General features: G+C 69.4%; 11 protein-coding genes and 1 tRNA gene. 9 read left to right on the forward strand and 3 right to left on the reverse strand.

The window, feature by feature from the left end; translation table 11 throughout:
- Window positions 1-311: 311 nt before the first annotated feature.
- Entirely contained in the window at window positions 312-2,210 is a 1,899-nt protein-coding gene (locus tag ACFYRH_RS03970; RefSeq protein ID WP_387767691.1) for a phosphoenolpyruvate carboxykinase (GTP), read from the forward strand.
- A gap of 58 nt (window positions 2,211-2,268) precedes the next feature.
- Here ACFYRH_RS03970 and ACFYRH_RS03975 read toward each other — a convergent pair whose 3' ends face one another.
- On the reverse strand, window positions 2,269-2,925 hold the full coding sequence (locus ACFYRH_RS03975) for a phosphoribosyltransferase (protein WP_387767694.1): 657 nt from the start codon (window positions 2,923-2,925) through the stop codon (window positions 2,269-2,271).
- Window positions 2,926-2,953: 28 nt separating this feature from the next.
- Between ACFYRH_RS03975 and ACFYRH_RS03980 the strand changes: the two genes are divergently transcribed.
- The 7 genes from ACFYRH_RS03980 to ACFYRH_RS04010 all read left to right on the forward strand — a co-directional run bounded on the left by ACFYRH_RS03980 (window position 2,954) and on the right by ACFYRH_RS04010 (window position 8,886).
- A complete protein-coding gene (locus ACFYRH_RS03980; RefSeq protein ID WP_387767696.1) occupies window positions 2,954-3,367 on the forward strand; it encodes a PPOX class F420-dependent oxidoreductase in 414 nt (137 codons plus the stop codon).
- Entirely contained in the window at window positions 3,358-4,248 is an 891-nt protein-coding gene (locus ACFYRH_RS03985; protein ID WP_387767699.1) for an LLM class flavin-dependent oxidoreductase, read from the forward strand. The genes ACFYRH_RS03980 and ACFYRH_RS03985 overlap by 10 nt, the downstream gene beginning before the upstream one ends.
- 74 nt (window positions 4,249-4,322) lie before the next feature.
- Window positions 4,323-4,412, forward strand: a tRNA-Ser gene (locus tag ACFYRH_RS03990).
- Window positions 4,413-4,804: 392 nt separating this feature from the next.
- Window positions 4,805-6,379, forward strand: a complete 1,575-nt coding sequence (locus ACFYRH_RS03995; protein WP_387767702.1) for an LCP family protein — start codon at window positions 4,805-4,807, stop codon at window positions 6,377-6,379.
- Window positions 6,380-6,460: 81 nt separating this feature from the next.
- Window positions 6,461-7,429, forward strand: coding sequence for a hypothetical protein (locus ACFYRH_RS04000; protein ID WP_387767705.1), 969 nt, complete (start codon window positions 6,461-6,463; stop codon window positions 7,427-7,429).
- A 34-nt stretch (window positions 7,430-7,463) separates the two neighbouring features.
- Window positions 7,464-7,922: a hypothetical protein gene (locus ACFYRH_RS04005; protein ID WP_387767708.1), complete on the forward strand. Its 459-nt coding sequence runs from the start codon at window positions 7,464-7,466 to the stop codon at window positions 7,920-7,922.
- Window positions 7,923-7,959: 37 nt separating this feature from the next.
- Window positions 7,960-8,886, forward strand: coding sequence for an acetylxylan esterase (locus tag ACFYRH_RS04010; protein ID WP_387771706.1), 927 nt, complete (start codon window positions 7,960-7,962; stop codon window positions 8,884-8,886).
- Here ACFYRH_RS04010 and ACFYRH_RS04015 read toward each other — a convergent pair.
- Both ACFYRH_RS04015 and ACFYRH_RS04020 read right to left on the reverse strand, forming a co-directional pair.
- Window positions 8,866-9,537 carry a response regulator gene (locus ACFYRH_RS04015; protein ID WP_387767711.1) on the reverse strand — a complete coding sequence of 224 codons (672 nt, stop codon included), beginning with the start codon at window positions 9,535-9,537 and terminating at the stop codon, window positions 8,866-8,868. The two genes, ACFYRH_RS04010 and ACFYRH_RS04015, sit on opposite strands and share 21 nt — an antisense overlap.
- Complete coding sequence (locus tag ACFYRH_RS04020; protein WP_387767714.1) at window positions 9,534-11,471, reverse strand: sensor histidine kinase; 1,938 nt, start codon at window positions 11,469-11,471, stop codon at window positions 9,534-9,536. The genes ACFYRH_RS04015 and ACFYRH_RS04020 overlap by 4 nt, the downstream gene beginning before the upstream one ends.
- A 140-nt stretch (window positions 11,472-11,611) precedes the next feature.
- Here ACFYRH_RS04020 and ACFYRH_RS04025 point away from each other — a divergent pair, with 140 nt between their 5' ends.
- A complete protein-coding gene (locus ACFYRH_RS04025; RefSeq protein ID WP_387767717.1) occupies window positions 11,612-11,989 on the forward strand; it encodes a hypothetical protein in 378 nt (125 codons plus the stop codon).
- Window positions 11,990-12,005 lie beyond the last annotated feature (16 nt).

Genomic DNA, 12,005 nt, shown 5'->3' on the forward strand with positions numbered 1-12,005 from the left:
TCCCGAACGGCCCGTGCGAAACAGCACGGGCCGTTCTCTTTTTCACAAGCGCCGACGGAAAGCGATTGTCGCGGAAACTTTGTGACCGGGTTCACGTCCGAGCGGTTCTCAGACCCCGGTGGCGTCGCGTACGGTAGTACCACTTGCACACTGGTATGTATCCACTGGAACTACTGGTATGCGACAGATCACACCGCCAGTCAGCCGATCGAACCGCCGGAGACCCCGGCGGCCGTCGCCGTTCCGCCTTTCAGCGTCGAAGGGGCCGGGCGGGCGCCGGGCACGACCAGCCGAGAGGGAATGAGCCGCGCATGACGACAACCGCCAACCCGACCCATACCGACACCGCCCCGCAGAGCACCCCGGACCCCCTCGCGAGCGCTGCCCCCGCGCCGTCCGACCTGACCACCGACCCGACGACCGCCCCGACCCGCCACGCCGGCCTGCTGGCCTGGGTGGCCGAGGTCGCCGAACTGACGCAGCCCGACCGGATCCACTGGGTGGACGGCTCGGATGCCGAGTACACCAGGCTCACCGACGAACTGATTGCCGCCGGCACCATGGTCCGGCTGAACGACGAGAAGAAGCCGAACTCGTTCTGGGCGCGCACCGACCCCTCCGACGTCGCCCGGGTCGAGCAGCGCACGTTCATCTGCTCGGTCGACGAGAAGGACGCGGGTCCGACCAACAATTGGATGGACCCGACCCAGATGAAGGCGCTGATGACCGAGCTGTACCGCGGCTCGATGCGCGGCCGGACGATGTACGTCGTCCCGTTCTGCATGGGCCCGTTGACGGCGGAGCAGCCGATGTTCGGCGTCGAGATCACCGACTCGGCGTACGTCGTCGCGTCGATGCGGATCATGGCGCGCACGGGTGCCGAAGTACTGGCGAAGATGGGCACCGACGCGACGTACGTGCCCTGTCTGCACTCGGTCGGCGCACCGCTCGAGCCCGGGCAGCAGGACGTGCCGTGGCCGTGCAACGACGAGAAGTACATCGTCCAGTTCCCCGAGGAGCGGGCGATCTGGTCGTACGGATCGGGGTACGGCGGCAACTCGCTGCTCGGTAAGAAGTGCTACTCGCTGCGGATCGCGAGTGCGATGGCCCGCGACGAGGGCTGGCTGGCCGAGCACATGCTGATCCTCAAGCTGATCTCGCCCGAGAAGCAGGTGCACTACATCGCGGCCGCGTTCCCGAGCGCCTGCGGCAAGACCAACCTGGCGATGCTCGACCCGACGCTCGAGGGCTGGGAGGTCGAGACGCTCGGCGACGACATCGCCTGGATGCGGTTCGGCAAGGACGGCCGGTTGTACGCCGTGAACCCGGAGTTCGGTCTGTTCGGTGTTGCCCCCGGCACCGGCTGGAAGACCAACCCGAACGCGATGCGCACCATCGAGAAGGGCAACTCGGTCTTCACCAACGTCGCGCTGACCGACGACGGTGACGTCTGGTGGGAGGGCTACTCGCCGACCCCGCCGAACCACCTGACCGACTGGAAGGGCCGCGAGTGGACGCCGGACTCGGGCGAGCTGTCGAGCCACCCGAACAGCCGGTTCTGCACGCCGATCAAGCAGTGCCCGATCATCGCCGACGAGTACGACGACCCGAACGGCGTACCGATCTCGGCGATCATCTTCGGCGGCCGCCGCGCGACCACGGTCCCGCTGGTGACCGAGTCCCGGGACTGGGCGCACGGTGTGTTCATGGGCGCGACCCTGTCGTCGGAGACGACGGCCGCCGCGGTCGGCCAGGTCGGTGTGGTCCGGCGGGACCCGATGGCGATGCTGCCGTTCCTCGGGTACGACGCGGGCCAGTACTTCGACCACTGGCTGACGGTCGGCAAGCAGCACGACACGGCGCAGCTGCCGAAGATCTTCTACGTGAACTGGTTCCGCAAGGACGACGCGGGCAAGTTCGTCTGGCCGGGCTTCGGTGAGAACAGCCGGGTGCTGAAGTGGGTCATCGAGCGGCTCGAGGGCCAGGCGGACGCGGTCGAGACCCCGATCGGCCGGGTGCCGGCGGCGGACGCGCTGGACGTCAGCGGACTGGACCTGACCGCCCAGGACCTGGAGATCGCGCTCGGCGTCGACGCGGAGGAGTGGAAGGCCGAGATCCCGCTGATCGAGGAGTGGTTCGCCAAGCTCGGCGACACCGTCCCGGCCACGCTCAAGATCGAGCTCGACAACCTGAAGGCCCGTCTGGGCTGACGAACGCCGGCCGCTGTTTCGGAAGCCAGTGGCCGGACCAACAGCGCGGCGCCCCGGGTCATCCGTCGGGGCGCCGCGCCGTGCTTTCGGCGAGCACCCGGCGGACCTCGTCGTCGCTCACCGGCGAGAAGTCCCGGTAGGCCTGGCCGACCGCGCCGAAGTACCGCGGGATCCACACGCACACCACCTGGTCGGCGATCCGCGACAGTCGCCGGCAACTGTCGATCCCACCCACGGGTACGGCGACGATCACGCGGGCCGGCCGCTGTCGCCGTACCGCTTCCACTGCCGCCCGCATCGTCGAGCCGGTGGCGAGGCCGTCGTCGACCAGGATCACGACCCGGTCGCGGACGTCGATCGGCGGGCGGTCGCCGCGGTACTCGCGCTCGCGGCGGCGCAACTCGTCGACCTCGCGCCGGCGGACCGCCTCCAGGGTGTCCGGGTCGACCTCGGCCGCGATCGGCTCGTTGCGGACCACGTGCAGTACGTCGCCGACGCCCGCGATCGCGCCCATCGCCAGCTCCGGCTGACCGGGGAATCCGAGCTTGCGGACGATCAGTACGTCGAGATCCGCGTCCAGGGCGTCCGCGACCGGCGCCGCGACCGGTACGCCGCCGCGCGCGAGCCCGAGGACCAGGACGGGGCCGGTGACCGGGCCGAGCTCCTCCGCGACGGCCGTACCGGCGGCCGCCCGATCCGGGTACGGCCTCCTCATGGCGCCATGATCCAACTACGTTGGCCTCATGCGAATCCCTGAGAGCGCGCGAACCGTGCTCGAATCCAACGCCCTCGGGCACTTGGTGACGCTGAATCCCGACGGCAGCCCGCAGGTCTCCGTGGTCTGGGTCGGCCTGGACGGTGACGAGATCATCGCCGCGCACATCCCGAACAACCGGAAGGTGAAGAACATCCGCCGCGACCCGCGGGTGGCACTCACCCTCGAGACCGACCGGATGAACGAGGCCGGTCTCATGGAGTACCTGCTGATCAACGGCACCGCCCGGATCACCGAGGGCGGCGCGGGCGAGGTACTGCGGGAGCTCGCGAAGACGTACATCGGGCCGGACGCGGAGTTCTTCCCCGGCGCGACGCCGCCGCCCGGGTACGTCACGCACATCAGCGTCGACAAGATCGGCGGTGTCGGTCTGTGGGCCTGAAGATCGGTGTGATGCTTCCGCTCGGTGCCGGCGACGGGCCCGGCGGCGGGATACCGCGGTGGGCGGACGTGCGGGCGGTGGCCGAGGCGGCCGAGCGGGGCGGCCTGGACTCGGTGTGGCTCGCGGACCATTTCCTGTACCGGGACCCGGAGGGTCAGGTCTACGGGATGCACGAGTCGTGGACCCTGCTCACCGCGGTGGCCGCGGTCACCTCCCGGGTCGAGCTCGGGAACATGGTGCTCTGCGCATCGTTCCGGGACCCGGGGCTGACCGCGAAGATGGCCGCGACGCTGGACGAGGTCTCCGGCGGCCGGTTGATCCTCGGCGTCGGCGCCGGCTGGCACGATCCGGAGTACGACGCCTTCGGGCTGCCGACCGATCATCGGGTCGGGCGGTTCGCTGAGTGGCTGGAGATCGTGGCGCGGATGGTGCGCGGCGAGACGGTCACCTTCGACGGTGCCTACTACCGCGTCCAGGAGGCGAACCTCGATCCGGCGCCGCCGCACCGGATCCCGATCCTGATCGCCGGACGGCGGCCGCGGATGATGCGGCTGACCGCGGAGTGGGCCGACGCCTGGAACACCGCGTGGTACGGCGCCCCGAACGAGCAGGTCGAGGAACGGCTCGAGACCTTGCGCCAAGCCGTTGACGCGGCAGGCAAACCGGTCGGCTCGGTCGCCGCGACGGTCGGGATCATCGTCCGCGATCCGGACCAGCCGGTGGCGGAGCCCAGCACGCAGGCGATCGAGGTCCGGGACCTGCCCGCGGCGCTGGCGGCGTACCAGGATCTCGGGGTCGACCATGTGATCATTTCGCCCGAGCCGATGACACCTCGGACGGTCGAACTGATCGCCGCGGCCAGGCAGTCGGTCGTCGGTTGACCCCGCTTTTGCCGCCAAGCGGGTCGACCGGATAGTCTTGGCCGTCGTCGTGTCCCCTCGCGGGGATCGTCGGAGGAGGCGTCGCCTAGTCCGGTCGATGGCGCCCGCCTGCTAAGCGGGTTGAGGGTGATCCCCTCTCGCGGGTTCAAATCCCGCCGCCTCCGCTCGCTCCTGGGAGCTCCCTGTCCGCAAAAAGCGCGGACTTGGGAGCTCCCAAGTGCTTTCTGGGGGTGCAACCCCCAGACCCCGCCCGGCGGGGCTTCGCCCCCCGGACCCCCCCCAACGCGCGTGGGTGCCCCTGGGGCGCCGATGAGCGCTGATCGAGTTCTGTGGTGCTGTGGTGCGTTCTTGGTCACGTTGACCTCGATGGTTGCTGTGGGTGTTCGAGTGGTGTTCTTGGGTGCGTCGCCCGGTGGATGTGTACGCTGGCGACCAATCGACGGGGGTCGCCTGCTTCACGTCAACCAACTGGGTGCCGTGGGCGTCTGAAGTACCGTGGGTCGCCCAGCGCGGCCGACGGAAAGGTCGTCCTGTCGTCGATCAGGGAAACGGAGCCATGTCGCGGAGCACTCGCGCAGCCGGTCGGAGGGCGGCACCTCGTGCCAACCGGTCCCGTCCCCGTTCGCACCGGGCCCGCACGGCGTCCAAGGCGATCGGCCTGACGCTGGTCAGTGCCCTCCTCCCGGGGTCCGGGCTGTTGATGGGCGGCCGGAAGAAGCTCGGCGCGTTCGTGCTGACGATCAGCGCCGGCCTGCTGCTGATCGGCGCGTACGTCGGTCTCACGCATCGGGACTCGGTGCTCGCGCTGGCGGTCTCGCCGCGGCAGCTGCTGATCGCGACCGGCGCCGTCGTCCTGCTCGGCGTCGCCTGGATCTGGGTGGTGATCGCGTCCCACAAACTGATCCGCCCGGTGAGCATGACTTACACCGGCCGGCTGGCGGGCTCGATGTTCGTCGGGCTGCTGTGTTTCGCGATCGCCGTACCGACGACCGTGGCAGCGCAGACCGTGATGGCGCAGCGCGACCTGGTCGGCAGCGTGTTCCAGTCCGAGGGCAACTCGAAGTCCGCGACCCGGCCGAAGGTGAGCAACGCGAGTGACCCGTGGGCGAAGACCCCGCGGCTGAACCTGCTGCTGCTCGGTGCCGACGACGGCGTCGGCCGGACCGGTGTCCGGACCGACACGGTGATCGTGGCGAGTATCGACACCAAGACCGGTGACACCGCGCTGATCTCGCTCAGCCGGAACTGGATGCGGATGCCGTTCCCGGCGGACTCGCCGCTGCACAAGGTGTACCCGGACGGCTTCTGGGACCCGAGCAAGGGCAACGTCGAGCAGCCGGAGTTCTACCTGGACGCGATGTACGACAACGTCCCGAAGGCGCACCCGGGCATCCTCGGCCAGACCGACAACGAGGGCGCGGATGTGGTCAAGCTGGCCGCGAGCGCCGCGCTCGGCCTGGACATCGACTACTACATGCAGGTGAACCTGGCCGGCTTCAAGCAGATCATCGACGCGATCGGTGGCATCACCGTGAACGTCAACTACCGGGTGCCGATCGGCGGCGACTACGGTGCCGGCCCGGGCTCGAACAGCGAGAAGAAGCCGAGCGGCTACATCGAGCCGGGGCCGAACCAGAAGCTCGACGGGTACCACGCGCTGTGGTTCGCCCGCGGCCGCTACGGCCTCAGCGACCCGTCCCGGCAGGAGCGCCAGCGCTGCACGATCCACGCCCTGGTGAACAGTGCGAACCCGGCGACGCTGGTGACGAAGTACCAGCAGATCGCCGCGGCCGGCAAGCAGCTGCTGCGCACCGACATCCCGCAGGAGATCCTCGGCGCGTTCATCCAGCTCGGCCTGAAGGTGAAGAACGCCAAGGTCACCAACATCGACCTGGACAAGAACAAGAACTTCCCGACCGGCAAGAACCCGGACTACACGGCGATGCGGGAGATCATCCAGAAGGCGATCGCCCCGAAGGCACCGACCAAGCCGACGGTGAAGCCGACCACAAAGCCGACCGCCGGGACCACCACGAAGAAGCCGACCACACCGAAGCCGACCGTGACCCCGGGGGCCGCGGAGAACCTGGCCGACGCCTGCGCCTACAACCCCAGCCAGACCGGCAACTGACGTCCCCGCCCAGGCTCTGGGTGAACCCCTCCAGGGGAAGTATTGGGACAAAGTGAAGATGAGTCACACCTGGGGGTGGCTGTGAGGCGTTCGTTGGCGGTCGTGGTCGGAGTGACGGTGCTGGCCTGCGCGGGCTGCGGCGGCAAGGCGGAGAGCGGCGACGCTCCGGCGGCAGGCGGTACGACGACCCAGTCGAGTGCCCCACCACCGTCGTCGGCCGCACCCACGCCGACCCCGGCGCCGAGCCCGGCGGCGTTGTCGGTCCCGATGTACCAGCGCGCGCTGACGAACGTCGAGAAGGTCCTCAAGCCGTCCGTCGCGCGGGTGATGAACGCGAAGACCGTCGCGGCCTTCGACGCGGCCCGCGCGCAGCTCGCGAGTGCCGTCCTGATCGAGCGCAACGAACTGGCGAAGATCACTCCGCCGAGCGGCCTGGTGTCGGCGCATCCCGCCGTACTCGATGCCTTCGACGCCTACTCCGGGGACGTCAGCACCAACCTGGGCAAGGCCGGGGAGACGCGCACCGGCTGTGGGTTGCCGAAGGCCCCCGAGGTCCGGCTGTACGAGGCGAAGGACGGCGTACGGACGGCATTCGCCGGGCTCGCGCAGAGCGTGCAGAAGTCGATCGGCCGGGGCGTGAAGTTCGGTGCGGTGTCGGTGCCGGCCAAGCCGGCGGCGCCGGCGGTGATCGGCGGCCGGGGCGAGAACGGTGACGTGTTCCAGCGGTCCGGTCCGCGCGGGTCCAACACGCTCAAGATCAAGAACGCGGGCTCGGACGCGGTCATCGTGGTGACGGCGAGCAGCCCGAAGACACCGCAGGCCTCGATCTATGTCCGGGCCAACAAGTCCGCGACCCTGAACGGGATCCGCGGCTCCTTCTGGGTCTACTACAAGACCGGCACGAACTGGGACGCGAAGTACCACCGGTTCACCGAGGACTGCTCGTACTCCAAGTTCGACCGGCGGCTGGACAGCGGGTACATCTGGACGATCAGCCTGTCGAAGACGCCGTTCGGCAACGCGACGACGTCCGAGACCGACGCCTTCTGAACCGGCCGTCCGGGCTGGATGAGATCCTGTGGCGATGCGTACGACGTACCGGATGCGGGCAGGACGGTTCCTCGGGATCCTGGCCGCCGGGCTGATCATTCTCGGGGTGGCCGCGGTGCTCTGGGCACTGGGGCTGCCCGCGGTCGCGGTGTCGGTGTTCCTCACCCTCGGCGGGATGATCGCGGTCGCCGGGCTGTACATCCTGGCCCGGCCCCCGAAGGTCGCACGGCTGCGCGACAACGACATCGAGGTCCGCGGCGTCCGCACCCCCTGGACCGACGTCACCGAGGTCGGCCGGGTGCAGACCACCCACGGCGAGGCGATCGTGCTGCGCACCAAGCAGCCCGACCACCCGATCCTGCTGCCGGTCTCCTGGCTGGTGCCCGGTCAGGTCACGTCACTGGAGAACACGCTGCGCGACAAGCTGAACGCGGCGCACGGGTACACCATCTGGGACGGCACTGCCCCGGACGACGCCGACGGCGCAGAATGATCCGGTGCTTTCCTTCGAACTGCCGTAAGACGAACTGCTGACCTATGAGGGCACGAATCCGCGACCGGCGGACTTCGACGCGTTCTGGGACAAGGCGCTGCTCGACCTCGAGTCGGTCCCGGCCGACGAGGAGTTCGTCGATGCCACCGACTTCCCGCTGACGACCGCGGTCGCCCAGCACCTCTACTTCACCGGGACCGGCGGCTACCGCGTGCACGCGAAGGTACTGCGTCCCGCGGAGCCGACCGGCCCGGCGGTCCTGCTGTTCCACGGGTACGGCGGTGAGCAGCCGAAGTGGGTCGAGCTGCTGCCGTACGCCGCTCGCGGGTTCACCGTGGCCGCGCTGGACGTGCGGGAGCAGGTCGGGTTCCGTACTCCGTCGCAGGAAGCCAACAGCTTCTCGCTGCAGCACCACCTGGTGCACGGACTGGACGCCGGACCGGACGGACTGCTTTACAAGCACGTGTTCCTGGACACCCGCCGGCTGGCCGACATCATCGGCGGGCTGCCCGAGGTCGACGCCGCGCGGATCGCGACGACCGGCTGGAGCCAGGGCGGCGGATTGTCGCTGGTGGCGGCCGCGCTGACACCGTCGATCAAGTACACGGCCAGCGTCTACCCGTTCCTGTGCGACTACCAGCGGACCTGGGACCTCAACCTGGAGACCGGCCCGTACGACGAGATCGTCACGTGGTTCCGCAAGCGCGATCCCCGGCACCTGCGGCAGGACGAAGTCTTCACCACGCTCGGCTACATCGACGTCCAGCACCTCGCGGCGCGGATCCAGGCCGAGGTGACGCTGTTCGTCGGGCTGGAGGACCAGATCTGCCCGCCGTCGACGCAGTTCGCGGCGTACAACAAGATCCAGTCCGTCAAGGAGACCCGTCTGTACCCCGACTTCGGCCACGACGACCTGCCGGGCGCCCACGACGACATCTACCAGCTAATCGGCACCAAACTCTGACGCCGCCCGGCTCCCGAGGCCGGCATCCCGCGCGCGGGAGACAGCTTCGGCCCGGCCGGCGACGTGCAGTTTGCTGAAGACGTTCGAGACGTGGTTGCGGACGGTCTTGTCGCTGATCACCAACTGCCGGGCGATCGCGGCGTTCGTCAGGCCGCGGGCGACCAGATCCAGGATCTCGCGCTCGCGGTCGGTGAGCTCGGGGAACGGCGCGACTTCCGGGCCCGGCCGGCCCGCGGCGAAGTACGCCAGTACCCGGCCGGCGATCGCGGCGGAGAACACGACCTCGCCGTGCGACACCCCGTCCAGCGCCCGGCCGATCTCGGCACGGTCGGCGCCCTTGAGCAGGTAACCCCGGGCGCCGGCCCGCACCGCGGCGAACACCGATTCGTCGTTCTCGAGCATCGTCAGCACGAGGACGGCGATCTCCGGATGGTGCTCGGTCACCCGGCGGGTCGCCTCGACCCCGTTGAGCACCGGCATGTGCAAATCCATCACGACGACGTCCGGCACGAGGTCACCGGCGAGCCGGACCGCCTGCTCGCCGTCCGCGGCCTCGCCGACGACCTCCTTGCCGGGCATCGTCGAGATCGCGGTGACGAGACCTTCGCGATAGAGCGGATGGTCGTCGACAACCAGCACCCGAACCGTCATGACGTCTCCTTCGGCAGCAGCGCGGTGACGGTCGTACCCGGTGGCCCGGTCACGATCTGCAGCTGTCCCCCGAGCTCCTCGGCCCGCTCGCGCATCGACGACGTACCGACGCCTGGTCGCGGTCGATCGGGCAGCCCGCGACCGTCGTCCACCACCTCGATCCGCAGGTAACCGTCCACGTCGCACACCCGGACCGCGACCGAGTCCGCGCCGGAGTGCCGGACCGCGTTCCCGATCGCCTCACCGGCGATGTGGTACGCCGCAACCTCAACGGCAGCAGGCAATCCGGCGATCTCGTCCGTGACGACGCGAACCCTTGTCGTTGCCGTGGACAACCGATCACCCAGTTCCCGGACCGCGGCCGCGAGCCCCAGTTCGTCCAGCATCGGGGGTCGGAGTTCGTGCACCAGCGCCCGGACGTCCGCGACTGCCGCGTTCAGCCGGGGCACCAGCCGGTCGAGCAACCGGCCCGCGGCCTCGGGGTCGTCCGGCGCGAGGTCGCGAGCCGTCTCGACGTGCAGGGCCAGCGCGGCCAGCGACGGCCCGATGCCGTCGTGCAGATCGCGACGCAGCCGCCGGCGTTCTTCTTCGCGCGCGACGACGACGGCCTCGCGAGCGCGCTGTGCCTCCCGTGCGAGCAGAACTGTGTGCGCCGCTACGGCCGCCTGCGCCGCGAGTTCGTCGAGCGCTCGGAGCTCGTGTCCGTCGAACTCGGCCGACCGCGTAACGGTGAGCTCACCGAACCGTTCCCCGGCGTACTCCAGTGCGACGGTCGTCCCCGGCCGCGAGCCTTCGCCGTACGACGTGATCGATCCGTCTCGCAGCGCGATCGTGGCCCGCTGCGCGCGCAGGGATCGCGCCACCTGTTCGACCACCGATGGCAGTACTCGCTCGGACAGGTCGTCAGGCGTGGTGGCCGCCGCGAGTCGCGCCCCGAGTCGCGCGAGTACGGCGTACGGCTCGTTGTCGTCACCGTGGACCAGCCGATTGACGTGGCGTTGCAGCCAGGACCGCAGCGGCAGCGCTGCCAGCGCGACCACGGTTGTCGCCAGGATCGGCGTACCGGTGGTGGCTCCGAGCCGATCGCCCACCAGCCAGACCGTGACGGCGTACAGGGCTACCACGAGGGTCGACAGCCCGCCGTACACCAAGGCCCGGGAGATGACGATGTCCACGTCCCACAGGCCGTAGCGCAGTACGGCGATGCCGATGGCGATCGGTAGCGGCAGCATGGCCAGCGCGGCGACGGGACCAGTACTCTCACTCGGGAGCAGCCTCGCTATGCCGAAGAGGACCACCGTGCAGGCGTAGCCGACCAGGACCCACTTGAGCTGTTGCCGTTCCAGGTCCGCGACCCGCCGCCACCTGACGACGAGCGCGACGAAACCGGTCACGACGGCAACGAGGAGGAACACGCCGGCGATCGCCGCGGTGACCGATTCGCCGGCCACCGGCACGGCCAGCGGATTCCGCGCCCCCCGCAGCGCTTCCGGGAAGTCCTGCGAGTTGTACGGCGTGAGCGCCCAGATCACCGTGATGACGCCAACCGCGCTGGCGTTCAGCAAGAAAGCGAACCGGGATTGCGGTCGACCGTCCGGAAGCAGCACCGGAAGCAGGACACCGATCGCGACGTAGCCGGGCGCCCACAGCCAGGCCCCGATCCACGTCGTCCAGTTGTCGCCGGACAGCGCCCCGCTCTCGGAGCACAGCAAGGCCAGACCCTGAGTCAGCGCGACACCACCCAGCACGATCTGGATCCGGCGGGTCTCGGACCGCCGCAGCACGACGCAGACGAGGCCGTAGGCGACCGCGGCCGCCACTTCCATCAACCAGAACGACGGGCCCACCGCGCGCCCTGCCGCCGCGTTCACCGCATGCAGGCCGGCACCCGTGAGTCCGGCGAGCACCGCGAGTACTCCGATGACAACCCCCATGACGGCATCATCGCCGCCCTGATGTCCCGCCGTCACGGGACAAGAAGTCCCGGCTGACGTCGTGATCCCTGGCCGTGTCGATCGGGACACCCCGGCCGCCAGTGTTGGCCGCAGGTGAAACCGAACGACAGGAGACGGCAATGACCACCACCACGACCACAATGACCAGTACTCGTCCGCGGCTGTCCACGGCCGTCGTCACCGCGTCGGTCCTGCTCGGGCTGATCGCGCTGGTCGGCGGCTACGGAGCGATCTACTTCACCGGCCTGGAAGGCTGGGACGGCATCGCGATGAGCTTCGTCGTCGCGTACGAGTTCCTGACCCTCACCGGCCTGGTCGCCGTGGCAGCGTTCCTGCGCGGCCACCGCCTCGGCCGCCCGGGCGTCGTCCTCTACGCCACGTGGATGATCTACTTCACGCTCTTCAAACTGATCGCGTTCCAGGAGGTCCAGGCGATCCCGTTCGGCGTGCTGGCCCTCGTCGCCCTGGTGTGCGCGACGCGTCCCGCCGCGCGCTGACCCGGTCTACCCTCGT

Origin of the sequence: Kribbella sp. NPDC004875 (assembly GCF_042873375.1) — a bacterium.
Taxonomy (GTDB): domain Bacteria; phylum Actinomycetota; class Actinomycetes; order Propionibacteriales; family Kribbellaceae; genus Kribbella.